Source organism: Eubacterium multiforme (assembly GCF_030813415.1).
Taxonomy (GTDB): domain Bacteria; phylum Bacillota; class Clostridia; order Clostridiales; family Clostridiaceae; genus Clostridium; species Clostridium multiforme.
Genome location: NZ_JAUSUF010000001.1, coordinates 194,885 through 217,346, shown reverse-complemented (window position 1 = coordinate 217,346; position 22,462 = coordinate 194,885). Strand labels below are relative to the sequence as shown.

22 protein-coding genes and 1 riboswitch are annotated in these 22,462 nt (G+C 25.7%); all 22 genes read left to right on the top strand.

The window, feature by feature from the left end:
- The first annotated feature begins 87 nt into the window (after positions 1–87).
- The 22 genes from J2S18_RS01025 (at position 88) to J2S18_RS00920 (ending at position 22,427) form a co-directional block, all read left to right on the top strand.
- A complete protein-coding gene (locus J2S18_RS01025) occupies positions 88–957 on the top strand; it encodes a methionyl aminopeptidase (RefSeq protein WP_307482068.1) in 870 nt (289 codons plus the stop codon).
- A gap of 168 nt (positions 958–1,125) precedes the next feature.
- Positions 1,126–2,802 carry a GspE/PulE family protein gene (locus tag J2S18_RS01020; protein WP_307482065.1) on the top strand — a complete coding sequence of 559 codons (1,677 nt, stop codon included), beginning with the start codon at positions 1,126–1,128 and terminating at the stop codon, positions 2,800–2,802.
- Positions 2,803–2,819: 17 nt separating this feature from the next.
- Positions 2,820–4,025 (top strand): type II secretion system F family protein, encoded by a 1,206-nt coding sequence (locus J2S18_RS01015; protein ID WP_307482062.1) that lies wholly within the window; start codon positions 2,820–2,822, stop codon positions 4,023–4,025.
- A 44-nt stretch (positions 4,026–4,069) separates the two neighbouring features.
- Positions 4,070–4,501, top strand: a complete 432-nt coding sequence (locus tag J2S18_RS01010) for a prepilin-type N-terminal cleavage/methylation domain-containing protein (RefSeq protein WP_307482059.1) — start codon at positions 4,070–4,072, stop codon at positions 4,499–4,501.
- An 80-nt stretch (positions 4,502–4,581) separates the two neighbouring features.
- Positions 4,582–5,049, top strand: coding sequence for a prepilin-type N-terminal cleavage/methylation domain-containing protein (locus J2S18_RS01005; protein WP_307482056.1), 468 nt, complete (start codon positions 4,582–4,584; stop codon positions 5,047–5,049).
- A 65-nt stretch (positions 5,050–5,114) separates the two neighbouring features.
- Entirely contained in the window at positions 5,115–5,867 is a 753-nt protein-coding gene (locus tag J2S18_RS01000) for a prepilin peptidase (protein ID WP_307482053.1), read from the top strand.
- Between the two features lie 11 nt (positions 5,868–5,878).
- Complete coding sequence (pilM, locus tag J2S18_RS00995) at positions 5,879–6,919, top strand: pilus assembly protein PilM (protein ID WP_307482050.1); 1,041 nt, start codon at positions 5,879–5,881, stop codon at positions 6,917–6,919.
- 1 nt (position 6,920) lies between these two features.
- A complete protein-coding gene (locus tag J2S18_RS00990; RefSeq protein ID WP_307482047.1) occupies positions 6,921–7,556 on the top strand; it encodes a PilN domain-containing protein in 636 nt (211 codons plus the stop codon).
- Complete coding sequence (locus J2S18_RS00985) at positions 7,549–8,292, top strand: hypothetical protein (protein ID WP_307482044.1); 744 nt, start codon at positions 7,549–7,551, stop codon at positions 8,290–8,292. Before J2S18_RS00990 ends, J2S18_RS00985 begins: the two co-directional genes overlap by 8 nt.
- Positions 8,246–8,845, top strand: coding sequence for a type IV pilus modification PilV family protein (locus J2S18_RS00980; RefSeq protein ID WP_307482040.1), 600 nt, complete (start codon positions 8,246–8,248; stop codon positions 8,843–8,845). Before J2S18_RS00985 ends, J2S18_RS00980 begins: the two co-directional genes overlap by 47 nt.
- A 92-nt stretch (positions 8,846–8,937) precedes the next feature.
- A complete protein-coding gene (locus J2S18_RS00975) occupies positions 8,938–10,344 on the top strand; it encodes a type II secretion system protein (protein WP_307482039.1) in 1,407 nt (468 codons plus the stop codon).
- Between the two features lie 24 nt (positions 10,345–10,368).
- Positions 10,369–11,499 carry a hypothetical protein gene (locus tag J2S18_RS00970; protein ID WP_307482037.1) on the top strand — a complete coding sequence of 377 codons (1,131 nt, stop codon included), beginning with the start codon at positions 10,369–10,371 and terminating at the stop codon, positions 11,497–11,499.
- 191 nt (positions 11,500–11,690) lie between these two features.
- Positions 11,691–12,536 (top strand): DegV family protein, encoded by an 846-nt coding sequence (locus J2S18_RS00965; RefSeq protein ID WP_307482034.1) that lies wholly within the window; start codon positions 11,691–11,693, stop codon positions 12,534–12,536.
- Between the two features lie 276 nt (positions 12,537–12,812).
- Positions 12,813–13,610: a putative ABC transporter permease gene (locus J2S18_RS00960; RefSeq protein WP_307482033.1), complete on the top strand. Its 798-nt coding sequence runs from the start codon at positions 12,813–12,815 to the stop codon at positions 13,608–13,610.
- 108 nt (positions 13,611–13,718) lie between these two features.
- Positions 13,719–14,492, top strand: coding sequence for a putative ABC transporter permease (locus J2S18_RS00955; RefSeq protein ID WP_307482030.1), 774 nt, complete (start codon positions 13,719–13,721; stop codon positions 14,490–14,492).
- Between the two features lie 77 nt (positions 14,493–14,569).
- Entirely contained in the window at positions 14,570–15,223 is a 654-nt protein-coding gene (trmB, locus tag J2S18_RS00950) for a tRNA (guanosine(46)-N7)-methyltransferase TrmB (RefSeq protein ID WP_307482028.1), read from the top strand.
- 195 nt (positions 15,224–15,418) lie between these two features.
- Positions 15,419–17,140, top strand: a complete 1,722-nt coding sequence (locus J2S18_RS00945; RefSeq protein WP_307483502.1) for a sensor domain-containing diguanylate cyclase/phosphohydrolase — start codon at positions 15,419–15,421, stop codon at positions 17,138–17,140.
- 96 nt (positions 17,141–17,236) lie between these two features.
- Positions 17,237–17,409: riboswitch (Lysine riboswitch) on the top strand.
- Positions 17,410–17,518: 109 nt separating this feature from the next.
- Positions 17,519–19,003, top strand: a complete 1,485-nt coding sequence (locus tag J2S18_RS00940; protein ID WP_307482025.1) for an amino acid permease — start codon at positions 17,519–17,521, stop codon at positions 19,001–19,003.
- A gap of 167 nt (positions 19,004–19,170) precedes the next feature.
- Positions 19,171–19,887: a purine-nucleoside phosphorylase gene (gene deoD, locus J2S18_RS00935; protein WP_307482022.1), complete on the top strand. Its 717-nt coding sequence runs from the start codon at positions 19,171–19,173 to the stop codon at positions 19,885–19,887.
- Positions 19,888–20,040: 153 nt separating this feature from the next.
- Entirely contained in the window at positions 20,041–20,520 is a 480-nt protein-coding gene (locus J2S18_RS00930) for a thioredoxin family protein (protein WP_307482019.1), read from the top strand.
- A 78-nt stretch (positions 20,521–20,598) separates the two neighbouring features.
- Positions 20,599–21,027 (top strand): RNA-binding protein, encoded by a 429-nt coding sequence (locus J2S18_RS00925; protein WP_307482018.1) that lies wholly within the window; start codon positions 20,599–20,601, stop codon positions 21,025–21,027.
- A 284-nt stretch (positions 21,028–21,311) separates the two neighbouring features.
- The gene (locus J2S18_RS00920; RefSeq protein ID WP_307482016.1) at positions 21,312–22,427 is read left to right on the top strand and encodes a BMP family lipoprotein; all 1,116 of its coding nucleotides are present in this window, start codon (positions 21,312–21,314) and stop codon (positions 22,425–22,427) included.
- The last annotated feature ends 35 nt before the right edge of the window (positions 22,428–22,462 follow it).

Genomic DNA, 22,462 nt, shown 5'->3' with positions numbered 1-22,462 from the left:
AATATTATTATTTTTGAAAAAAGTTTAGGTAATGGATATAATATAAATTAAGATATTATTTTGAAATGAAGGAAAGAGGTAAAAAATATGAAAATAAATAGAAATGACAGCTGTTGGTGCGGTAGTGGAAAAAAGTATAAAAAGTGCCATGCTGATTTTGATGAAAAATACGAAGCATTAAAAAGACAAGGGTTTCTTATGCCTTCAAGAGAAATTATAAAAAATGAAGAACAAATAGAAGGAATAAGAAGAAGTGCTAAAATAAATAATGAAATTCTTGATTTAGTTGGAGAAAAAATAAAGGAAGGAATGAGTACTGAAGAAATTAATAAGATAGTATATGATTATACAATTAAAAATGGTGCTATACCTGCCCCTTTAAATTATGGAGGTTTTCCTAAGAGCGTTTGTACTTCAATAAATGAAGAAGTTTGTCATGGTATACCAGATGAAAATATTATTTTAAAAGAAGGAGATATAATAAACGTAGATGTTTCAACAATAAAAGATGGATATTATTCAGATGCTTCAAGAATGTATATGATTGGTAATGTTTCAGAAGAAGCTAAAAGATTAGTTGAAGTTTCAAGAGAATGTCTTAGAAGAGGAATTGAAGCAGTTAAACCTTGGGGATTCTTAGGTGATGTTGGAGCTGCAATTCAAGAATATGCTGAAGAAAATGGATATTCTGTTGTAAGAGATTTTGGAGGACATGGAGTTGGAATTAAGTTCCACGAAGATCCTTTTGTTGCCCATGTAGGAACTAGAGGAGAAGGAATGGTCCTTGCACCTGGTATGATATTTACAATAGAGCCTATGATAAATCAAGGTGAATATGAAGTTTTTGTTGATGAAGATAATGATTGGACAGCAATAACAGAAGATGGTTCTCTTTCATCTCAATGGGAACATACAATTTTAGTAACAGAAGATGGTATAGAAATAATAGCTCATTAGATGTATGCAAAAATGTAGGAAAGTTTATTTTCTACATTTTTTTCTTATAATTATTTAAATATTTAATTTAAATTGTAAATTAAATAATAAAATATGGAAAATAAATGGAGTTGTATTAGAAGTACATATGAAAATATTGTATAATTATTATAAAGTTAAGGTGATTATATGAATACTAAAAAAAGATTAGGAGATCTTTTAGTTGAGCTTGGATATATAACAGAAGATCAAGTAAAGGATGCAATAAAGATTCAAAAATCTACAGGGAAAAGACTTGGAAGAATTTTTGTAGAACAAGGACTTATAACAGAGGAGAGTTTATTAAACTTATTAGAACTTCAACTTGGAATTCCTAGAATAGATTTAGAGTTAATTGATGTTGATATGAAGGCAGTTTCAACAATATCAGAGGCTCTAGCAAAAAAATATAATTTAATACCAGTAAAATTTAGAGAAGGGCATCTTGTTGTTGCAATGTCTGACCCTTTAAATATATTTGCAGAGGAAGATGTTACATTATCTTCTGGATATAAAATAGAAGTTGGAATTGCTATGGAAAAAGAAATTAATGAAGCAATTGCAAAATATTATTCTAAAAATTATATGGAAAAGACAGAGGCTAAGCTTAATGAAAGGGAAGAGTTAGAGGAAAAGGAAGAAGATTTAATAAGTAATGATAAAAATGAATCTCCAGCAGTAAAGCTTATAGATAGGATTATAGAAAATGCTATTAGAAATAAAGCAAGTGATATACATATTGAACCACAAAAGGATAAAGTAATAATAAGATATAGAATAGATGGAAAACTTAGAAAACAATTTGAAGCACCAAAGGAACCATTAAATTCAATGGTAACTAGAATAAAATTGTTAAGTGGTATGGATATTTCAGAGAGAAGAGCTCCTCAAGATGGTAAAATTTTAGTTAATATAGATAATAGAGAAATTGATTTAAGAGTATCTATTTTGCCTTCTATAAATGGAGAAAATTTAGTTATAAGAATATTAGATAAATCTTCCTTTGAATTTACAAAGGAAAATTTAGGTTTTACAAAAAAAGATATAGAGCTTTTAAATAAAATAATAGATAAGCCCTATGGAATGCTTCTTGTTACAGGACCAACTGGAAGTGGTAAAACTTCAACACTTTATTCAGTACTTAAAGATTTAAAAACAGAGGAGAATAATGTAATAACATTAGAGGATCCAGTTGAATACAGTATGGAAGGAATAGTACAGGTAAATGTTAATACAAAGGCTGGATTAACATTTAAATCAGGACTTAAATCTATGCTAAGACAAGATCCGGATGTAATAATGATAGGTGAAATAAGAGATGAAGAAACAGCATCTATGGCAATAAGAGCTGCTATAACAGGACATAATGTTTTAAGCACATTACATACAAATGATGCACCTTCAGCCATAATAAGATTAATGGATATGGAAATTCCACCTTATTTAATTTCTACATCAATTGTTGGGATAGTAGCACAAAGATTAATTAGAAAACTTTGTAATAATTGTAAAGAAGCATACTCTGCAACTGAATATGAAAAAAAATTATTAGGAGTAGACACTAATAAAGAACTTACTTTATATAAACCTGTTGGTTGTCCTAAGTGTTCTGGGACAGGCTATAAAGGAAGAACTGGAATATTTGAAATTATGGAAATAAATCATAATATTAGAGAGCTTATTTTAAATAGGGAGTCCTTTGATAAAATAAAGAATGAAGCAATTAAAAATGGTATGAAAACATTATTTGAAGGTGGAAGTGAAGTTGTAAAAGGTGGAGTAAGTAGTATTAATGAACTTATGAGAATAACCTTAATAAGTGAATAAAGGAGATATAGAAAAATATGCCTTTATATAAGTATGAAGCAAAAAATCTTAATGGAAAAGTGCTTAAAGGAAAAATAGATATAGATGATTGTAATGAACTTAGAAAGTTATTACGAGAAAAGGGATTTTTTTTAATAAATTATGAGGAATTTGGAACATCCCTTAATTTAGATTTAGGAATGTTTAGAAAAATACCTAAAAAGGATATATCAATATTTTGTAGAGAAATGTACTTTTCATTAAGTTCAGGAATTAGTATTATTAAAAGCTTAGAAATTGTAAAAGAGCAGGTTGAAAATAAAAAACTTAAAAGTATTTTATACAATGTTTTTGATGACATAGAAAAGGGAAAAATGATATCAGATGCATTTAAAAAATATGATGATCTTCCAAACCTTTTTATATACATGCTTCAAGTAGGAGAAGAAACTGGAAGATTAGATGAAATAATGGGAAGTTTAGCTGATTATTATGACAATCAATATAAGCAAGAAAAAAAGATAAAAAATGCTTTGATTTATCCTAAATTTTTATTGGGATTTTCATTAATTGTTGTAAGTATATTGGTTGCTTTTGTAGTGCCAATATTTGTTCAAAATTTATTATCAGCAAATCAAGTGTTACCAATTCCAACTCAAATTGTAATTTGGATAAGTAACTTTATAAAAAGTAAATGGGCTTACATAATAATATTTTTAATAATAATTAGTATATTAAAAATATTTGTTTTAAATAAAAATAAAAAATATATTTATTTTAAAGATAAATTTATAGTAAACACTAAATTTATTAGAACAATTTCAATGCAAATATTTACTGCTAGATTTGCAAGAACTTTTTCAATTTTATTTGGAGGAGGAGTAAGTGTTATAAGATGCATTGAAATATCAGCAGATGTTATAGGAAATGAATTTATAAAAGATAGACTTTTACAAAGTAAAGAATTTATAAATAATGGTTCAAGTATTTCGGAAGGGTTAGAAATGGAAAGTACTTTTCCAAAAATGCTTATACAATCAATAAAGGTTGGAGAGGAATCAGGAACTGTAGAAGAAATTTTAAAAAAAGCATCAGATTTTTATGATTCTGAAGCTAATTTTGCATTGGAAAAGTTAGCTAATTTAGTTGAGCCAATAATGATTATATTATTAGCATTTTTAGTTGGATTTGTTGTAATATCTTTAGTTTTACCAATATTTTCAATGTATGACGCTGTTAAATAGGCCAAAAGCTTATATATAAATAAAAACTCAAGGAGGAAAATAATATGAATAAACTTATGAAGAAGAAAAAGAAAGGTTTTACTTTAATAGAACTTATAGCAGTAATAGCAATACTTGCAATATTAGCTGCAATTGCAGTTCCAAGAGTAATACAATATGTGGATAAATCAAAGAGAGTTGCAGTTCAAACTGAAGCAACAACAATATATAATGCTGCAGAAGCTGCCTATAATGATGGAAGATTAACAGGAGTAACTAGTGAAACTCAATTTAATGCTATGACAGCAAAAGATGCAGTTACTGCACTTACAACAGGTGGAAATAATTTATTAAGTAATGCTGATTATACAAAAGTTGGAGGAGGCACTACATTAGCTAAGTTAAAGGACATAATGAATACTAATGAAACAAATATAGTATTAGATGATAGTGGAAACTTTTCATCTTTAAAAACTACTAATTCAGGTAGTCACTAAAATATGTTATTAATATAAATTTAAAAGGTTGTCCTAGGGCAGCCTTTTAATGAATTATATCCTAAGGGGGAGAGGATTTAATGAAGAAAAAAGGGTTTACGTTAATAGAGCTTATAGCAGTAATAGCAATACTTGCAATATTGGCTGCAATTGCAGTTCCAAGAGTAATACAATATGTGGATAAGTCAAAAAAAGTAGCTATTCAATCAGAAGCAAAGGTAATATATAATGCAGCAGAAGCTGCTTACAATGATGGATTATTAGTTCCTAATAGCAACAATGTATATGTTAAGAGAAATGAAGATGGGAAACCTGTATCAAATGAAACTGTTAAATTTGATAATATGGTTCTTTTTTCAAGTCTATGTCAAGATGGAAAAGGTGGAGTAGTGGAGATTTTAATTAAGAATAATCGTTTAAATGCTAATGAAGTTAAAGATGATAAAATGTTTGGACCGGCTTATACATTAGGAATGTTAAAAAATATAATTAATACAGATCCTTCTAAATTAGTGTTAGATAGTGATGGAAGTTTAAAAAATTGGTAATAGGATAATAATTAAACTTATAAGATTAAAAAGTTTATTATAAAGAACTTTTAGAGGAGTAATAAATGATAGGATTAATATTTTTTATATTTGGATTGGTATTTGGAAGCTTTTTTAATGTATGTATTTATAGAATACCAAGGAAAGAAAATATAGCATTTCCTCCATCACATTGTGCAAATTGTGGGAGAGAACTTAAAGCATATGAACTAATACCTGTAATAAGCTGGATTATATTAAGGGGAAGATGCAGAAGCTGCAAGGAGAAAATAAGTTTTATTTACCCTTTAGTAGAATTAATAACAGCATTTATATTTTTAGTTACGTATATTAAATTTGGTATTTCAATAGAAACATTTAAATATATAGTTTTATTTTCAATACTTATAATAACAACATTTATAGATATTAAAACAAAGGAAGTTTATTTTAGTGTATCTTTAGTTGGATTTATATTTGGAATAATATTTGGAACAATAGAGATATTTAATGGGAAACCTATAAAAGAAGGGATACTTAGTATATTAATACCTCTTATTATTGTTGGAATAATTTATTTAATAGCAAAAAAAATTAATGGGTTTGGTGGAGGAGATTTAGAAGTATATCTTTTTATAGCATTATATTTAACTCCTAAATTAATGGGACTTACAATATTTTTTTCAATAGTACTTGGAGGAATTTTTTCAATAGTACTTTTATGTATGGGAAAAAGAAAAGTTCAAATAGCATTTGTCCCTTTTATTTTCTTAGGAGCAATAATTTCAGTATTATGGGGAAGCAATATACTTAATGTATATTTATCCTTATTTTTATAAGGAGGAAATTGATGTTTGGATTAAAAGAAAAAAACAGTATAGTTTTAGAAGTTAAAGATGATTTTGTTGATATATTAGTTGGAAATATAAAGAAAATTAAAATGTATGATTCAATTCCTATTCCAAAAGGTTTATGTAAAGAAGGATTTATTAAAGATACAAGAACTTTATCTGAAATTCTTTTAAAATATTTTTTGGAAAATAATATAGAGGAAGATAAAATTTCTTTTGTTATATTTGGAAGTGATGTTATAACAAGATATATTCAAGTTCCTTATATGAAAAAAGAAAATTTAAGGGAAACTGTTCAATTTGAAATAAAAGAACTTATACCAAATGGAGAAGATTATTATTTAGATTATGAAGTAGTCAATAAAGATAATAATAAAAATAATCCTAAACTAGACGTTTTAGTTGCAGCATGTATAAAGAAAAAAATAGATGCTTATGTTGATTTAAGCAAGGCATTAAATAAAAAATTAGATGTTATTGATGTTTTAACAAATACTATAAATAAAATTTTAGTAAATAGTTCTTTAATATATGAAGGTAAAACTATTGCTATGTTTTATTTAGGATATAGTTTTAGTAATATATCTATTTCAACAAATGGAATTATGAAGCTTGAAAGAAATATACCTTTTGGTTTTCAAAATTTAATTAATGAATATCAAAAAGAAGTTCAAGATGATAAGGATAAAAATTTATCATTAGAAAAAATTTTAAGGGATATAAGTTTAGAAGGATATGATATAAAAGAAATAATTAATAAGCACCCTAAAATAAAAGAATTAATGGACAATCTTTTGGCTATTGTAGAAAAAACAATAAAATTTTATGAATCAGGAAAGAGAGAAACTTCAGTTGATAAAATAGAAATATTATCAACATTAACTATTAATAAAGCTATAAGAAATTATATAGAAGATTATTTTACAATAAAAAGTAATATTATAAGAAATACAGAAGAATTAGGTCTAGAAATTAAAAATAGCAATAAGGAGTTTATACGATTTCTACCCCTTTATGGCTTGTTTTTAAGGAGAAATTAATATGAAAAAATATTTAAATCTTAATCCAAGTAGTATTGAAAAAAATAAAAAGAAAGACATAGGGAAAAGTTTAATAATTATATATATATTGCTTACTTTATTATTATTTATAAATTGTGGTGTTATATATTTAAATAATAAATCTTTAGAAAAAGGAAATGGAACTTTAAAAGAACAAATAAAAAATTATAAATTTATTGCTTCTGATTATAAGAACATAAAAACAGATATAAAAAACAAAGAGAAGTTTATAAATAAATTAAAACAAATAAATAGAGATGTATCAGCTTATGATTATTTAGATACATTAAAAAAATATTTTCCAAATAATGTGGCATTAGAGGAAATTAAATTTACAACTAAAGGAATATCTATGGAAGGAACAGCAGATAATGAAAAAGATGTTGCGGTATTTTTAGCAAATCTTCAAATGAGCAAATTGTATAAAAATGCAAGAGTTATATCAATGAAGGATGTTAAGATAAACTTAGATAATACTTTAGGAAATGAAGATAATACAAGTGATAATAAAGTGGACAAGGAAAATTTAGAAAAACAACCTGATAATAAAGAACAAAAAGCAATAAATAAAGTTGAATTTACTATTTCAGTAGAGGGAGTAAAAGACAATGGGTAAAGTTAAAAAAGAAAGTAAATTTTTAAAATATTTAAAAGAGTTAAAGAGAAAAGAAAAATTACTTTTATTTATAAGTATATTGATTTTTACATTTATTGCTATAGAGTTATTTATAGTAAAGCCTCTGAAAAATAAGGGGAATTTATTGCAAGAAGAATCTAATACATTAAATGGAGAAAAAATAGATCTTTTAAATGAGATTAATAGAGAAGATGAATTAGAAACAAAATTAAATACTATTACATATGATTATAATAAAATTTTAAGTACACTTCCAAAAACTGAAAGACAAGCTGATGTGATAAAAAATTTAGTGGAAATTTCAAAGAATTCAAATATAAAACTAATGGATATAACCTTTGAAAATAAAAGTCAAGTTTTAGGTGATAAGGTAGCTAATGAAAGTTTAAATAATAATACAAAAAATACAAACATAACTGAAGAAAATAAAAATTTAAATAAAAATTCTGTAATGGCAAATAATGCCTTAGTTGTAGTAAATGGAAAATTTAAAGATATAATTAACTTTGTAAAAAAGATAGAAAATCAAAAAAGAAAAATAAATATAAATGAGATAAAAATAGAAAAAAATAATATGGATCTAAGTGGAAATAATGATATGAATAACATACTCCAAGCTAGTATTAAAATAGAGTATTATAATTTAAACTACAAGGAGAATGAGAAGTATGATTTTAACAAAGGAACTTATGGTAAGGAAAATTACTTCAAATAAAAAAGGGATATCTTTAGTAGAAGTTGTTGCTGCAATGGCTATCTTTTTAGTACTTTTTGTTAGTGTAAGTAGTCTTATAATGAGTGGAATTAAAAGTGAAAATATAACAAACAATGCAATAAAAGAAGTAAGTGTAAGCCAAAGTATAAGAGATATACTATATAATGAAGATAATGAAATCTTTAAAAATTACTTAAACAACAAAAGCATTAGATGTGAAATTAGTAACATATATGAATTTCAGAATATGCTCATATTAAATATAAAAAATGATTCTATAAAAAATAATAAATATATATCAAAAAATGATAAAAATAATCCTATAAAATATATAGTATACATTACTACAACATCTAAAAAAGAAGGACTATATAATGTGGTTTTATCAGTAATAGTATTAAACAAATCACAATATTATTACTATGTAAATGGAATACAAACTCCAAATATTGGAGAAATAAATTTAAATACTAAAAATATAAATATTCTAAATGAAGAAATGGTTATAAGACCAATAGAAAATAAGTTTAAAGAGAGTGAAAATACAAATTAGGATAAAAGCTAGGGTTATAAGTATCTTCTTAAATTCTAGCTTTTATTAAGGTTCTTTATAAAGGTTAGATTTTTTAGAAAAGGAGGGATAATTTGAAGAAGAAAGGATTTACCTTAATTGAGCTAATAGCAGTTTTATCAATTTTATCTATTATTTTAGTTGCTATAGGTGGTATATATTTAGCTGGAGTTAAGAGGATTAATAACACTAAGATTAAAGCTGATATTGAAAATAATTATAGAAATTTTTATCAAATAGTTAAGACTGATATAGATAAAAATAAGGGAGATATTCAGCTGTTTTATAATAGTCAGTTTGATAGATGGTGGAATGTTTATTTCCAAAATGAATCAAATAACAATATTATAAATGAAAATAAAGGAAAAGATTTTTCTATAAAAAAAGCTTATTTAGCAATAAAAGGACTTTCAAAGGATACAGATAAAATATTAATTTCCTTTGGAAATGGAGAAAATAGAAGTTTTTATATGATAGAAGTAAACAAAAAAGATATTGAATATAATGCTGGTTCAAATAGTGAAGAAGAAGGTAAAGTTGATATTAAAGGGCCTATTATATCTTATAGAAAACTATGTGATAATGTAAAAAAATTCAAAGTATATAATAAAAATAATGTTTATTATTTTTATCTACAATTTGCTGAAGGTGATGTAAACAGGGAATATAATTTTTCTATAGATAATGGAGGAGAAAGAATAGTTATTGGAGAAGGAGATAGTAATTCTAATAATGAACCACCAAAAGAGGATAATGAAGAAGAAAATATTTTAAATGACTTTTATAATTCTATTTCTGGAATTACTCTTTTAAATGATGGTTCTAATAGCATAAAAGTAGAAGGGTCTCTTACAATTCATAATTCTTCTTATTATTTAAATGGACATAAATCTAACAATAATGATATAAGGGTTTTTAAAAATTTTATTTTAAAAAATGATGATTTTCATGGAATTGTAGACTGCTATAATATAAAAAATAATAACGAAAAAAACATAAAGGTAAAAAATTTAGATTTAAAGTTTAATAATAGAGGCTTTAAAATATATAAATTTAATGTAGGAGTAAATGTTAATGGAAGATTATATTATGATAATTTAAATGCAATAATAAGCAGATTAAATAAAAATGATATTGCCTTATTAAAAAGTAATAATAATTGGGATACTATATCAAGTTTAGATCAGCTAAAAAGAATAGATTTATCTAGATATTGTGGAGCTATAGTTAAAGAAAGTAATGGAAGAGCAATGCTTTTAACAAATGGAAATATAACAATAGATGATGGTGGGCATTCTTTTGATAAAATATTATTTTATACAAATAATAATATAATTATAAAAAGAGTTGGACTTTCTTTTTATAATTCAAGTATAGTTTCATGTAATGATATTGATATAGATGGTGGTTCTATTTATATTAGTGGACAATATGATAAATCTTTAGATATTAAAAAAGTATTTAGTTATTTTATAAAATAATATATTAAGAAAAGGGTGGAGACTGTGAAAAAGAAGGGTTCTGCTTTAGTAATAGTTTTAGTAATATTAACGGCGTTATTAGTAACTGGAACAGCTGTTTACTCATATATAGTTAGTACAAGCAAAACAAACAATATGGAAATGCAAAAAGAAGCTGTTAAAACAGCTTCAATGTCAGCTCTTAACATTGGAGAGTATTATCTTATAAATGATAAAAACTATAAAAATATAATGGATTCTAGCAGTGTAACTGTTCCAAAGGAGTATGTAAAAGAAATTGTTAATAGTACAAATTTTAACAACAACGTGAAGAATGGATATGAATTAGATGACTATAACTATGATATAGTTATAAAAAATAAAGGAAATGGAAATTATGATATAGTTGCAACTGCATATAAAGGAAAAAATAAATCAGAAAATAAAAGTACTGTAAAAATAGATAGTATTAAAAATAAAGGGGAAGACTTTTTTAAAGCATTAGGAAATAATGAAATTGGTATGTTTAATATTTTAAATAATAGTGATTTTTCTATTTCAAATTCAGTTAAAGATCTAAGTGGAATATCTTATAATTTTTATAATTTTAAAGGAGAAGTTCCAGAGGTTTTAGAAGATGGATATAATTTGAATTTAGATAATAAAAAAATAGCTTCTTTAAACTTAAATTTAAAAAAAGAAGATATAGCATTAAATAATCTAGATGATTTAATAAATGATTTAGAGTATTTTTCAAATGGATATAAAGTTATACTTTTTGATAATAACAATAATTATAAATATTTAAATAGTTATGATATAGATAGCAATATTTTAAATAATTACTCAGGTGCATTAGTTAAACTTAATGATGATTGGTTAAATGCTAGCTGGAATGATTCATATTTATTAATATATAATGGAAATTTAAATATAGAGGATAATATATTTGATTTAGAAGGAGACGAGTTATTTATATATGGAAATGGTAAGGTAAATTTAAATAGAGTATATTTAGGTGATGAAGCTTCTTCTATTATAAGAAATAATAGAACTTATATAAGTATTGTTTCCTCTGATGGAATTAATATAAAGAATTCTGTTATGCATATAAATGGAAGTTTTAAAGACAAAAATAATAATCTTAGTAGTATTTTAAAAAAGTTCGTAAAGTAAATTTTATATTATAAAAATAAAAACAAAATTAAAAAATGTTAAAAAAATTTGCAAAATAGATTTAATTTTACTAATTAAATCTATTTTTTTATTGTTTTTTAAGACAAATTACAACAAATATATGCAGAAATTATTGCTAAATTGTAAACTTTATGATAATATTTTAAATAAAAGAAGAGGAGGAATGTTTTTTGAAAAAAATTGCATTAATAACTGATAGTAGTTGTGATTTAAAATTAGAAACAATGAAAGAATATAATATAGAAATGCTACCACTTAGAATTATATATAAGGATAAAGAATTTCTAGATAAAATTACATTAACTCCAAAAGAAATGTATGCTAATTTAGAAGAGGAAGTACCAACTACATCCCTTCCAGATTTAAAATATACTGAAGACGTAATAGAAAAAATTAAAAGTGAAGGTTTTACTGATGTAATAGTAATGACTGTTTCAAGTAAATTATCAGGAACATACAATAGTGTAAGATTAGTTTGTGAAGCTCATAATGAATTGAATTTTCATTTTTTTGATACAAAAACATTAGGATATCCACAAGGTGCAATTGTTTTAGAAACTGCTAGAATGATAAAAGAAGACAAGTCTCTTGAAGAGATATTAGATAAATTAGAAGATATTAGGAAGAGAACACATGGTTATATAACTTTTAAAACTTTAGAATATCTAAAAAGAGGCGGCAGAATAGGAAAAGTTGCAGGAACTATTGGAGACATGTTACATTTAAAACCAATAGTGTCATCTAATGATGAAGGTGTACTATATAATTATGCTAAAGCTAGAGGAAGAAAAAAAGCTATATCAAAGATGAAAGACATATTAAACGAATATTTAAATAAATGTAAATGTAAAGTTTGGGTTCTTTCAGGAGATTGTGATGATGAAGCAAAGGAATTTTTCGATTTAGTAAAAAATCATCCTAATATAAGCGAAATATCATTACAAGAAATTGGAGCAGCTATGGGGATTCATACAGGACCTGGAGCACTTGGACTAGCTATATTAGAAGAAGTATAAAATATTAAGCTGGAGTTTTTTTACTTACATTAATTTTAATAAATAAATTTAATTATAGATAATATAATTTAAATTTTAGTTTTAAGAATATATTATTGTAAGAAGGGAAAAATAGTAAAAAGGAGTATGAAATTACTCCTTTTTTAATTGGTTTAAATGGTTAAATTTGAAATTAAGGCTTAAAAAGTGTATTATTAATTATAATTACATATTAAAAGAAAGTTAACAAAATTTATAATGATACAAAGAAAATAAAGGAGGACTTTAAAAATAGGTATGGAGTATTGGATTTTATATTTTACTATCTATAGTATATTAGGATGGATATGTGAATGTATATATTGTGCTGCCATAGATAAAGTATGGGTAAATAGAGGATTTTTAAATGGACCAGTATGCCCTGTCTATGGATTTGGATCAATGCTAGTAATAGGGTTATTAAATGGATTTAAAGATAATATAGTATTGCTATTTATAATGGCAGTAATTATAACTACTTTTATAGAATATTTAACAGCAGTTATATTAGAAAGGGCTTTTAATTTAAAATGGTGGGATTATTCAAATTATAAGTTAAATTATAAGGGACGTATATGCGTATTAAATTCAGTGATATTTGGAGTTTTATCATTATTTTTAATAGAAATTTTAAATCCTTATATTATATCAAAGGTTAGTCTTATACCATCAAAGTATGTGCTTATATTAGTTATAATTATAATAATTATATTTATTGTAGATATTATTGAAACAGTAACATCATTAGTTGATATGAATGAAATGCTTAAAAAGATTACTCAAGCTAATTTAGAATTAAAAAGTATAGGTGTTTCAATGGAAAAATTTAATGATATTGAATTTAATAAGGTCTTTAATATTATTAAAAAGAAAGGTGATATTAAAGGAGTAAAAGAAAAAATAGAAGATACTTATAATTATTTTAAGAGAATACAAATAAAATCTAGTATTCAAAATAGACTTATGAAGGCATTCCCAGATATGAAATCTAAAATATATGGAGATCAATTTAAAAAATTTAAAGACAGTATTTCAGATTATTGGAATAAGAAGTAAAAATATTAATACTAAAAATGGTATATAAAAGATAAATTTAACAGTTAATTAAATATATGGACACCTCTATAGGTATATAATATATATACAAATGGAGGTGTTTTAATTTTGAGGGAATTAATTATATATTTTACTATATATAGTTTTTTAGGATGGCTTAGTGAAACAATCTATTGTTTCATAATAGATAAGAAATTCACATATAGAGGTTTCTTATATGGGCCAGTTTGTCCAATTTATGGTTTTGGAGGCGTATTAGTAACTATATTATTAAAAGGCTCAGGGTCAAATCCAATTAAAGTATTTTTTGAGGGAATGATTTTAGCAAGTATCTTAGAATACATAACATCATATGTACTTGAAAAGTTATTTCATATGAAATGGTGGGATTATTCAACATATAAATTCAATATAAATGGAAGAGTATGTCTTTTAAATTCAGTATTATTTGGAGTTTTGGCTGTTGTAATAGTTGAAGTAATAGAGCCAATGCTTGGAGGATTAGTAAGGTCAATACCAAATAAAATAATATATCCACTTTCAGCAATAATAACTACTATTTTTATAGTAGATTTTGTCTTTACAGTTGCTCATTTACTTCATTTAAAAGATCATTTAGCAAGAATTAAAAATATTAAGAATGACTTAAGAAAAGTAGGTATAGAATTAGAAGAGTTTACTGAAAATGAGTTAGAAAAATTAAGAATGGAAAATAATAATGAAGCAAATAAAGATAGGATAGGAATGTTAATAGAAAAGTTAAATTTACTTAAGAAAGAAGCAATGGAAAATAAGAGAATTTTAAATGCATTCCCAAATGCAAAGCATATAGAAGAGCATAAACATTTAAATGATCTTAAAAAGCTTATAAAGAGTAAGTAATAATAAATTTTATTGTTAATAACATTTAAAATATGTATAATAATAATGAAACTTATGAAGACGGAGTGAACAAAAATATGAGAATGAGAAGAAAGCCTTGGGCTAGACCTGAACTAGAGGCATGTGATTTTTTTGTAGTTAATCCAAAGGAATTAAAGGGTAAGTGGAATAAATCATATGAGAATAATGGACCTGTTTATTTAGAATTAGGGTGTGGAAAAGGTACATTTATGGCAGTACATGCATCAGAAAACAAAAATATTAATTATATTGCCATAGATATTAAAGATGAAGTTTTAGTTCTTGCAAAAAGAAATATAGAAAAGGCTTTTAATGAAAAAGGTGAAACTATAAATAATGTTAAACTTATGGCTCAAGAAATTGCTTTAATTGATGAAATTCTTGGAGAAGATGATAAAATAGAGAGAATTTACATTAACTTTTGTAATCCATGGCCTAAAGAAAGGCATAAAAAAAGAAGACTTACTCATCCTAGACAATTAGAAAACTATAAAAAGTTTTTAAATGAGAATGGAGAAATATGGTTTAAGACTGATGATGATGAGTTGTTTGAAGAATCATTAGAGTATTTTAAAGAATGTAATTTTAATATAAAATATATAACCTATGATTTACACAATAGTGGATTTGAAGGAAATGTTACTACAGAACATGAAGAAATGTTTACAGCTAAAGGTATTAAAACTAAATTTTTAATAGCAACAATATAAATTAAAGGCCTACCTTATTATAAGAGGGAGGCCATTTTACTCTATTTATATACTCTTTATGTAGAAATTGTTAAAAAAGTAAAGTATTGATTAAAAATACAATATTTTAGAAAAAAACAAATAATATTATAGTATATTAAATTAAGAATATAAACAAAAGAAAAGGAAACAAATGGAGGTAAGTTTGTGGATTTTATGAGGATTCTTTTAGAGCATATACCTTTTGCTATTTGGGAAACAGATAGTAGAGGTAAGTTGGTAGTAGTTAACAATAAATTTTGCAGTATATTTAATGTTAATGAGAAAGAGGTTATAAATAAGTCTTTAATTGATGTTTTAAAAAAACAAAAAATAAAAATTGGTTCAGAAATAAATTTAACTAAGGAAAGTGTATTTAAATATACTTTTAAAGATAAGATTTTTGATGTACATATAGTTCCTATTAAAGAAGGTAATAATAGTATAGCCACAATTGGAGTAATTATTGATATAACTAAAAAATTAGAATCGGATAGAAAAATTTTAAATGAAAGAAACATGTTAAAGCTAATTATTGATTCCATACCAGAAGCTATATCCTACAAAGATAAAAATGGTAATTTTTTAGGGTGTAATAAAACCTTTGAAAACATTTTAGAAATAGGCTGTGAAAATATTATTGGAAAAGGTCCAGAAGTATTACCATATACAGAAGTAAAGAAAGATAATATTCGACAGAGAGATAGGTTGTTAATGGAGTTTGGTAAAATTGATATAGTAGAAAATGAGTATATAAATAAAATAGGAGACAAAAAGATATTAGAAGATATGAAGGCTCCAGTAAGAGATGAAAATAATGAGATAATAGGTTTAGTTTCAGTTTCTAGGGAAATAACAGAAAGAAAAAGTTTTGAGGAAGAACTTAAACATTTAAGTTATATAGATAAATTAACAGGTCTTTATAATAGAGCTTTTCTTGATAAGAAAGTTAATGAATTAAAGAAAGAAGGCTGTAATTGTATTAGTATAATTATGGGGGACTTAAATGGACTAAAAATAATAAATGATTCATTAGGTCATTTTGAGGGAGACAGATTTTTAGTAGGAATATCTAATATTATTAAGACTGTGGTTAAAGAAAAAGGTTTTTCTGTAAGATGGGGCGGAGATGAAATTGTCATAATATTACCAAATGTAGATAAAAAAGAAGCTATAAGAATGACAAATTTAATTTACAAAAAATGTGAAGAAGCAGATTATAAACCGGTTCCACTCAGTATTTCTCTTGGAGTTTCCACTACATATAAAAATAATGAAACAATTGATGATTTAATATTAATAGCTGAAAAACAATTATATAAAAGAAAGTTATTAGGTAATTCAAAAATTAGAGAGGCTATATTATCTTCAATAAAAAAGAATCTAGATGATAAGGAAAGCGGAATAAAAGAACAAAATAAAAGAATTATTAAATTAGCAAAAAAATTAGGCAAAAGAATAAAATTATCACAAAGTGAAATGGAAGATTTAATTTTAGTTGTAATGTTTCATGATGTAGGTAAAATTGGCGTACCAGGTAAATTGCTTTCTAAAGAAGATGATTTAACAGAAGAAGAAATTGAATTAATTAATGATCATACAGAAAAAGGCTATAGAATTGCATTATCAGACCCTACTATTTCTCATATTGCAAATAGTATATTATCCCACCATGAAAGATGGGATGGAAAGGGATATCCTTTAGGACTTAAAAAAGAAAAGATACCACTAGAATCTCGAATAGTATATTTGTTAGATTCTTATGACTATATGCATAATAACAAAGATAAAAAGAAAAGAAGGACAAAAGAAGAGTGTATAGAAGAATTAAAAAGGCAGTCAGGTAAAAAATTTGATCCTTTTTTAACTAAGGAGTTAATTAATATTTTGGAAAAGTAAAATGTAAACAAAATAAAAATAAATTAATAACCCTATTGAATATTTGTATTTTTTATAACATAATAAAAAAAGAAAAAGACATCATAAGAACGAAATAATTGAGGTAGAGGAGCAAGTTTAAATAGTACTATTAATGAGGTAAGCACTGTGAGTTAATAGGAAAGGTAAATTTGCCGAAGTATATAGCTGATGCTTTAAGGTTATATTGCTGGTTTTATATAGAATATATATAAGATTGTCACAAGTATTTGTGGAGGGCTATCATTCATAGGACTAATTAGTTTAATTGTATTACATATAATAGAAGTAGCTTATTACCCTGAGTGATATTTTCCTCAGGGTTTTGTTTTTTATGCGTTTAAACTAAGGAGGAAGAAAATGAGTGAGACAGAAAGTAGAAGTAATGAGTTAAAGAGGGGACTTAAAGCAAGACATTTAAATATGATTGCATTAGGTGGTTCTATAGGAACTGGTATTTTCCTTGCAATGGGAGATAGTATTCATGAGGCAGGAATTGGAGGTTCAATAGTTGCCTATGGTGTAATTGGAATAATGGTTTATTTTCTTATAACAAGTCTTGGGGAAATGGCTACATATATGCCAGTATCAGGTTCCTTTGGGGTTTATGCTACTAAGTTTGTTGATCCAGCATTAGGATTTGCACTTGGATGGAATTATTGGTATAACTGGGCTATAACTATTGCAACAGAAATGGTTGCAGGATCTTTAGTAATGAAATATTGGTTTCCTAATGTTCCAGGATTAGTTTGGAGTAGTATATTTTTAGTATTAATAGTTGGATTAAATCTTTTATCTGCAAAGGCTTATGGAGAATCAGAATTTTGGTTTGCAAGTATTAAGGTTATTACAGTATTAATATTTATAGCAGTAGGTGTACTTATGATTTTAGGAATTATGGGAGGAAATACTATTGGCTTTAAAAATTTACATGCAAATGGTGGACCTTTTGTTGGAGGAATAAAATCAATATTTTCAATATTCTTAATAGCAGGTTTCTCATTTCAAGGAACTGAGCTTATTGGAATTGCAGCAGGAGAATCTGAAAATCCAGAAAAAACAATACCAAAGGCTGTACATACAGTTTTTTGGAGAATATTATTATTTTATATTGGTACAATAATTGTTATTGGATTAATAATACCTTCAACACAAGCCGGAGTAAACACAAGTCCATTTACAATGGTATTTGAAAAGGCAGGTATTGCAGGTGCAGCATCTCTTATGAATGCAGTAATTTTAACATCAGTATTATCAGCTGGTAATTCAGGAATGTATGCATCAAGTAGAATGTTATATTCAATGGCAAAAGATAATATGGCACCAAAAGTTTTTGGAAAGCTAAATAAAAGAGGAGTTCCTGTTAATGCAATAATATTAACAACAGTTGTTGCATCAGCTTGCTTTTTAACTGGAATTTATGCAGAAACATCAGTTTACGTTTGGCTTGTTGCAGCATCAGGACTTGCAGGATTTATAGCTTGGCTTGGAATTGCATTTTGTCATTATAGATTTAGAAAAGCATATGTTTATCAAGGAAGAGATATAAAGGATTTACCATATAAGGCAAAAATGTTTCCAATAGGTCCAATAATAGCATTAGCACTTTGTGCTGTAGTTATTGTAGGTCAAGGATTTTCTTATATTAAACCTGAAGGAATAGAATGGATGGGAATAATTTCATCATATATAGGTATACCACTATTCTTTATTCTATGGATTTTTTATAAAATAAAAAATAAAACTAAACTTGTAAAATTAGAAGATGTTGATTTAGATAGATGTATACAAAATAAAGAAAATTATGAAAAAGAAGTTGAAGATATGGTTCTTGAAGAAAATTAAAATATCAATAAAAAATTCTCACAAAACTTGTGAGAATTTTTTATTTATAAGGAGCTGTTTTAGATGAATGCTTATTTTAAAAATAACAGTTTAAAAGCAAAGAAAAGGTTTTCTAAGGCGAAAATATATGATATAATTATATCATAGCAGTAAAGGAGGAATTATTTATGACACAAAAAGTACCAACACCACATAATAATGCAAAACTAGGAGATATAGCAGAAACTGTGCTTTTACCAGGGGATCCATTAAGAGCTAAATACATAGCAGAAACATTTTTAGAAAACCCTGTTCAATATAATACAGTAAGAGGAATGTATGGATATACAGGAACTTATAAAGGAAAAAGAATATCAGTTCAAGGAAGTGGTATGGGAATACCATCAATTGGAATTTATTCATATGAATTAATACATTTTTATGGAGTTAAAAATCTTATAAGAATTGGTTCAGCAGGAGCAATTCAAGAGGACTTAAAACTTCATGATGTTGTAATAGGAATGGGAGCATGTACAGATTCAAATTTTGCAAGCCAATATGGTTTACCAGGAACTTTTTCACCAATTGCAAATTATGATTTAGTAGAAAAGGCTGTTAATGCTGCAAGAGATTTAAATGTAAATGTAAAAGTAGGAAATATTTTATCAAGTGATATATTCTATCATGAAGATGGATTAGAAGCATTAAGAAAGTGGCAAAAGATGGGAGTACTTGCTGTTGAGATGGAATCAGCAGGACTTTACATGAATGCAGCTAGAGCTGGAGTTAATGCATTATGTATATTAACTATATCAGATTGTCCATTTACTGGAGAACTAACAACTTCAGAAGAAAGACAATTAGCATTTACTAATATGATGAAAATTGCATTAGAATTAGCATAGAAGTTAATTTATTAAGCTTGTATCATTTTTGATACAAGCTTTTTTCATATTAAATAAATTAATTATAATAATATAATAGATTATAATATTTATATAGTTATTTAAAACATAGCTAAAAAAGAAAGGTTAAATTAAAATTTAAGGAGGATATATATGAAAGTTGATAAAGGATTAGATTATAAAGAATTTTTAAAGGATGCAACTTTAGAAGAGATAAATATGATTAAAACTCAAGAAGAAGTTTCAAAATTATGTGATAATAGATTAGAGGATATAAAAAACTTAAATGAAAAAGCTAATATATTAGTTTTTTCTGAAACAAGGTGTGGGGATGCAGCAACAGCAATGCCTATATTGTTAGCTTTAAGAAACCTTAATAAAAATATAAATATTAAATTTTTTAATACAGAAAAATATAAGGAAGTTTTAGAAAAAAATTTTGGAGAAAGTAGAATTCCAACTATAGTTAAAATAGATGATAAAGGAAATATTTTAGGAGAATATATAGAATTTCCTAAATGTATAAAAAATAGACTAGAAAATGAAGAGAGAGAAGTTGTTGTTAAAGATTTTAGAAGTGGCAAATATTCTAGTGAAATTCAAGAAGAGCTTGTAGATTTAATATTAAAGTAATTAAATTTAGAAATTGTAGCAAAATACAAATGGTTAAAATATATTATAGTGAGAATTAATATATAAAGGATAAAATATATGAATGGTATGAATCCATTACTAAATATGTTATTAGGCGGAATGGGTCAACAAAACTTTATGGGAAATAATTCTTTTATGGGGAATCCACTAATGAATATGCTTTTTGGAGGAATGTTTCCAATGGGAAATAGGATGCCGCAACAAATGAATAGAATGAATAATATGCAAGGACAAAATAATCCACTAATGAATATGTTGATGGGTAATATGGGAAACATGAATAATATGGGTAATATGAATAACATGAACAACATGAACAATATGGGTAACCCAGGTGGAAATATGGGCAGAAATATGAATGATAATTTTGAAAATAATAGTGGTATGAATCAAAATGATATGAATAGACTTATGGAAATGCTTATGCAAAATATGAATAATAATGGTTATAATAATTCAAAATCTCATAAAAGGAATAGAAGATAAAATAAGTGGATAAAGCCATTTTAGAATAAAATCTAAAATGGCTTAATTTATTAAGCCTATGTCTTACAGTTCTATCTAAAATCAACATCAGTTTAAAATATAAGCATTATTAAAAATATTATAAAGGATAAATTAAAATATTAAAATTAACAAAAGTTAATTAAAAATTCATTAAAATTTAACAAAAGTCACAAAAAAGATTGAATTTAATAATTTGCTATTGTATAATTGTGGTGTAAATTGCATTATTATTAGATAATGAGAGGATTTTGGGAGGGGAAAAAATGAAAAGAAAGTTTATAGCGTTAGCGCTTACATTAGTTATGGCCACGGGATTAGTTGCTTGTGGAGGTGGAGAAGAAAAAGGTGGAGATGGAACAACATCTGCATCTAAATCAGATTTAAAGGTTGGTATGATAACAGATTCAGGTACAATTGATGATAAATCATTTAACCAAGGTACATGGGAAGGTATTGAACAAGCTGAAAAGGAGCTTGGAATTGCAAAACCTAAATACTTACAACCTAAAGGAGAAAAAGAAGCTGATTATTTAAAAGAAATAAGTAATCAATATGAAGCTGGAAATAAATTTATGGTTACACCAGGATTTAAATTTGAAACAGCTATATATAAAGCACAAGAAAAATATGAGGATGCTAAATTTGTAATATTAGATGGAAATCCACATAGTGGAAACCGTAAACCTGTAGTTGCAAAAAATACTGTATCAATATTTTTTGCAGAACATGAATCAGGATTTTTAGCAGGAGTTGCTTCAGCAGTTGAAATGCAAAAGGGTAATTTTGGATTTATTGGTGGAATGGAAATACCAGCAGTTCAAAAGTTTAACTGGGGATTCCAACAAGGAGTTAAATATGCTAACGAAAAGTTAGGAACTAAGATAACTATTAAAAAGGAAAATGTTATATATGAGGGAACTTTCAATAACACACCAGGTGGACAACAAATAGCAGCTTCAATGTACGATAGAGGTGTAGATGTAATATTTACAGCCGCAGGTGGTACAGGAGTTGGAGCTATAACAGAAGCTAAAGCTAGAGCTAAAAAAGGCAAAAAAGCTTGGGTAGTTGGTGTTGATGTTGATCAATATTCAGAAGGTATATATAAAGATAAAGATGGAAATGAAAAATCTGTTATCTTAACTTCAGCTACAAAAAATATTAAAAAATCTACTTTTGACATGATTAAAGATGAAACTGAAGGAAAGTTCCAAGGTGGAAAAACTTTAATGTATGATGCAAAAAATGATGGTATTGGATTACCAGAGAAAAATCCAAATTTAAGTGAAAAAGCTACAAAAGCAGCAAATGATGCTTTTGAAAAAATGAAATCAGAAGAAATTAAAGTTTCTGATAAAAAGGGAGATTTACTTAAATAATTCAATATATTAGGGGCGATAAACGCCCCTTTTTT

Bases quoted from the DNA above. Each gene is read 5' to 3' on its own strand.
- J2S18_RS01025 (WP_307482068.1), top strand. From the start codon at position 88: ATGAAAATAAATAGAAATGACAGCTGTTGGTGCGGTAGTGGAAAAAAG.
- J2S18_RS01020 (WP_307482065.1), top strand. From the start codon at position 1,126: ATGAATACTAAAAAAAGATTAGGAGATCTTTTAGTTGAGCTTGGATAT.
- J2S18_RS01015 (WP_307482062.1), top strand. From the start codon at position 2,820: ATGCCTTTATATAAGTATGAAGCAAAAAATCTTAATGGAAAAGTGCTT.
- J2S18_RS01010 (WP_307482059.1), top strand. From the start codon at position 4,070: ATGAATAAACTTATGAAGAAGAAAAAGAAAGGTTTTACTTTAATAGAA.
- J2S18_RS01005 (WP_307482056.1), top strand. From the start codon at position 4,582: ATGAAGAAAAAAGGGTTTACGTTAATAGAGCTTATAGCAGTAATAGCA.
- J2S18_RS01000 (WP_307482053.1), top strand. From the start codon at position 5,115: ATGATAGGATTAATATTTTTTATATTTGGATTGGTATTTGGAAGCTTT.
- pilM (WP_307482050.1), top strand. From the start codon at position 5,879: ATGTTTGGATTAAAAGAAAAAAACAGTATAGTTTTAGAAGTTAAAGAT.
- J2S18_RS00990 (WP_307482047.1), top strand. From the start codon at position 6,921: ATGAAAAAATATTTAAATCTTAATCCAAGTAGTATTGAAAAAAATAAA.
- J2S18_RS00985 (WP_307482044.1), top strand. From the start codon at position 7,549: ATGGGTAAAGTTAAAAAAGAAAGTAAATTTTTAAAATATTTAAAAGAG.
- J2S18_RS00980 (WP_307482040.1), top strand. From the start codon at position 8,246: ATGATTTTAACAAAGGAACTTATGGTAAGGAAAATTACTTCAAATAAA.
- J2S18_RS00960 (WP_307482033.1), top strand. From the start codon at position 12,813: ATGGAGTATTGGATTTTATATTTTACTATCTATAGTATATTAGGATGG.
- trmB (WP_307482028.1), top strand. From the start codon at position 14,570: ATGAGAATGAGAAGAAAGCCTTGGGCTAGACCTGAACTAGAGGCATGT.
- J2S18_RS00945 (WP_307483502.1), top strand. From the start codon at position 15,419: ATGAGGATTCTTTTAGAGCATATACCTTTTGCTATTTGGGAAACAGAT.
- J2S18_RS00940 (WP_307482025.1), top strand. From the start codon at position 17,519: ATGAGTGAGACAGAAAGTAGAAGTAATGAGTTAAAGAGGGGACTTAAA.
- deoD (WP_307482022.1), top strand. From the start codon at position 19,171: ATGACACAAAAAGTACCAACACCACATAATAATGCAAAACTAGGAGAT.
- J2S18_RS00930 (WP_307482019.1), top strand. From the start codon at position 20,041: ATGAAAGTTGATAAAGGATTAGATTATAAAGAATTTTTAAAGGATGCA.
- J2S18_RS00925 (WP_307482018.1), top strand. From the start codon at position 20,599: ATGAATGGTATGAATCCATTACTAAATATGTTATTAGGCGGAATGGGT.
- J2S18_RS00920 (WP_307482016.1), top strand. From the start codon at position 21,312: ATGAAAAGAAAGTTTATAGCGTTAGCGCTTACATTAGTTATGGCCACG.